General features: G+C 70.0%; 1 protein-coding gene. It reads left to right on the top strand.

What is annotated here, in order from left to right; genetic code table 11:
* On the top strand, positions 1-3,992 hold a 3,992-nt coding region (locus tag G4D85_RS48305), incomplete at both ends, for a non-ribosomal peptide synthetase (protein WP_164021878.1).

Genomic DNA, 3,992 nt, shown 5'->3' with positions numbered 1-3,992 from the left:
GCGCTTCCTCCACCACCTGCGCGCCCTCATCTCCCTGCGCGCCTCCGAGGACGCCCGCCGCTTCTCCCCGGGCGACTTCCCTCTCGCGGCACTCTCCCAGCAGTCGCTCGACACCCTGCTGCGGCAGGCCGGCTCCGACGTCGAGGACGTCTACCCGCTCTCTGCCACCCAGCAGGGCATGCTCTTCCACGCTCTGCTCTCGCCCTCCTCTTCCACCTACTTCGAGCAGCTCTCCTGGACTGTCACTTCCTCGCTCGACCTGCACGCCTTCATGCGCGCCTGGCAGGCCTGCCTCCAGCTCCACACCATCCTGCGCTCCTCCTTCCACTGGGAAGGCCTCGACACCCCCCTCCAGGTGGTCCACTCCCACGTCGAGCTCCCCTTCGAGCTGCTCGACTGGAGCGAACTCTCCGCCTCCGAGCAACACGCCCGCTTCGAGGAACTCCTCCTCCAAGACAGGCAGCGCGGCTTCGAGCTGCGCCGCGCTCCGCTCATGCGCTTGACGGCCGTGCGCCTCGCCGAGAACTCCGTGCGCTTCTGCTGGAGCCACCACCACCTGCTCGTGGATGGCTGGAGCCTCGGCGTGCTCATGAAGGAGGTCTTCTCCCTCTACGACGCCTTCCGCTCCGGTTCCTCGCCCCTGCCCGCCGGCAGGCCGCCCTTCCGCGACTACATCGCCTGGCTGCAGCGCCGCGACGCCTCCGCCGACGAGTCCTTCTGGCGCACCTTCCTGGATGGATTCTCCGCGCCCACTCCCCTTCCCGCGGACACCCATGCCGCACCGCCTCGCAGCCAGCAGCCCGAGCACTCCACCCTCGAGTTGGGGCTCTCCACCGAGGCCACTGCTTCCCTGCAGGCCTTCGCCCGCCAGCAGCAGCTCACCCTGAACACCCTGGCCCTCGCCGCCTGGTCCTTCGTCCTCTCCCACTACTCGGGTGAGCAGGACGTCGTCTTCGGCAACACCGTCGCGGGCAGACCCGCGGAGCTACCCGGCTCCGACACCCTGGTGGGCATCTTCATCAACACCCTGCCCACCCGTATCCGCCTGCCCTCGGGTAGCTCGTCCCTGCGGCCCTGGCTCCAGTCGCTCCAGGCCCAGCAGCTCGAGCTTCGCCAGTACGAGCACTCGCCGCTCGTCCAGGTCCAGGCCCTCAGCCAGGTACCTCGCGGCGCGTCCCTCTTCGAGTCCCTGCTCGTCGTCGAGAACTACCCGGTCGATGCCTCGCTGCTGGATTCCTCCTCCTCGCTCCAGGTGAAGGACGTCCAAGGCTACGAGCGCACCAACTACCCGCTCACCCTCTCCGTCCTTCCCGGACAGGCCCTGCGCCTGCGGGCCGTCTACGACTCGCCCCGCTTCGAGTCCGCTTCCATTCAGCGGTTGCTCGGGCACTGGCGCGATGCCCTGCTCTCGCTGAGCTCCGCCTCCCGCCTGGGCGACGTCTCGCTACTCTCCGACGCCGAGCGCCACCAGGTGCTCGTGGAGTGGAATGACACGGCCGCCGAGTTCCCGGCCGACACCTGCATCCACCACCTCTTCGAGGCCCAGGTGCGGCGCACGCCAGACGCGCCCGCCCTTGGCTTCGAGGACTCCTGGCTCTCCTACCGACAGCTCGACGAGCGCGCCAACCAGCTCGCCTGGCGCCTGCGCTCCCTGGGCGTCGGTCCCGAGGTCCGCGTTGGCCTGGCCGCGGAGCGCTCTCTCGAACTCGTCGTGGGCCTCTTCGCCATCCTCAAGGCTGGCGGCGCCTACGTCCCCCTCGACCCCTCCTACCCTCGCGAGCGCTTGGAGTGGATGCTCGAGGACTCTCGTCCCGCCGTCCTCCTCGCCCAACCCACCCTGCTGGCTCGCCTCCCGGAGGCACCGGGGGCCGCCATGGTGCCCCTCGCCCTGGGTGACGAAGCGCTGCGCGGCCTGCCCACTCACGCGCCCGACGTCCGCGTGCTGCCCGACTCCCTCGCCTACGTCATCTTCACCTCGGGCTCCACCGGCCGCCCCAAGGGCGCCATGAACGCCCACCGTGCCGTCTGCAACCGCCTGCTCTGGATGCAGCACGCCTACGGCCTCGGCGCAGACGATGTCGTCCTGCAGAAGACGCCCTACAGCTTCGACGTCTCCGTCTGGGAGTTCTTCTGGCCTCTCATGGTGGGCGCCCGCCTCGTCGTCGCCCGCCCCGGCGGCCACCAGGAGCCCGACTACCTCGTTCGGCTCATCTCCGAGCAGCGCGTCACCACCACCCACTTCGTCCCCTCCATGCTCCAGCACTTCCTGGAGCAGCAGGGCCTGGAGCAATGCTCCAGCCTGCGTCGCGTGGTGTGCAGTGGTGAGGCCCTCTCCCCTGAGCTCACTCAGCGCTGCCTGCAGCGCCTGCCCTCCGCCCAGCTGCACAACCTCTACGGCCCCACCGAGGCCGCCGTCGACGTCACCTCCTTCCACTGCCTGCCCCAGCACGGCCTCCGCTCCATCCCCATCGGCAGGCCCATCTCCAACACCCTCATCCGCCTCCTCGATGCGAACCTGCGTCCCGTCCCCACGGGCGTGCCCGGCGAGCTCTTCATCGGCGGCGTCCAGGTGGGCCGCGGCTACCTTGCCCGCCCCGAGCTCACCGCAGAGCGCTTCATCCCAGACCCCTTCGCCTCCGAGCCCGGCGCCCGCCTCTACCGCACCGGCGACAAGGCTCGCTGGCTGGCTGACGGCAACATCGAGTACCTGGGCCGCCTCGACTTCCAGGTGAAGGTGCGTGGCCTGCGCATCGAGCTGGGTGAAATCGAAGCCGCCCTCGAGCTGCACCCCCAGGTGCGCCAGGCCGTCGTTGTGGTGCGTGAGGACTCCGCATCCGGCGACAAGCGCCTGGTCGCCTACGTCGTGGCGCCCTCCGGAACGCAGGCTCCCGACTCCAGCGCCCTGCGCGACGCCCTCAAGCAGCGTCTGCCCGAGTACATGGTCCCCTCGGCCTTCGTCTCCATGGAGGCCCTGCCCCTCAACTCCAGCGGCAAGCTCGATAGGAAGGCCCTGCCCGCTCCGGACGGAGCGCTCACCGCCAGCGTCGAGTTCGTCGCCCCGCGCACGCCCACCGAGCAGCTCCTGGCCTTCCAGTGGAGTCTGCTGCTGAAGGCCACTCGCGTCGGAGCCCGCGACAACTTCTTCGAGCTGGGCGGCCACTCCCTGCTGGCCACCCAGGTCATCTCCCGCATCCGCGCCACCTTCGGCGTGGACCTGCCCATCAGCGCCCTCTTCGCGGCACCCACCCTCGAAGCCCTCGCCGCCTCCATCGACACCCTCGCGCGTGAGGGACTCGGGCCGAAGCTGCCTTCCCTCCTGCCCGTCGAAAGGACGGGCGCGCTGCCGCTGTCCTTCGCCCAGCAGCGCCTGTGGTTCCTCGATCAGTTCATCCCCGACAGCGCGCTGTACAACATGCCCGCGCCGCTGCGCCTGGAAGGCACGCTGGACACGGCTGCCCTGGAGCGCAGCCTCACCGAGCTGGTGCGCCGTCACGAAGTGCTGCGCACCTCCTTCCCCTCCGAGGCTGGCCAGCCCCTCCAGGTCATCGCGTCTCCCTCGCCCCTCTCCTTGGAGCGCGTGGACCTGAGCGCCCTGCCCGCCGCCGAGCGTGAGGACGAAGCCCGCCGACTCATCGAGGCCGAGTGCCGCAAGCCCTTCTCGCTCGCGCGCGGCCCCTTGCTGCGCGCCCTCCTGCTGAAGCTGGCCGACGCCGAGCACGTGCTGCTGCTCAACGTGCACCACATCATCTCCGATGGTTGGTCCTTGGGCGTGCTGGTGCGTGAAGTGGCCGCCCTCTACGAGGCCTTCTGCCAGGGCCAACCCTCGCCCCTGCCCGAGTTGCCCGTCCAGTACGCCGACTTCGCAGCCTGGCAGCGCCAGTGGCTCCAGGGCGAGGCCCTCGAAGCGCAGTTCTCCTACTGGCGCCAGCAGCTCGCCGGTTCGCCCCAGGTGCTGGAGCTGCCCACCGACCGGCCCCGTCCCGCCACCCAGT

Source organism: Pyxidicoccus trucidator, from assembly GCF_010894435.1.
Taxonomy (GTDB): Bacteria; Myxococcota; Myxococcia; order Myxococcales; family Myxococcaceae; genus Myxococcus; species Myxococcus trucidator.
Note: the sequence above shows the minus strand (reverse complement) of the source record. Positions and strands in the feature narration are given on the sequence as shown.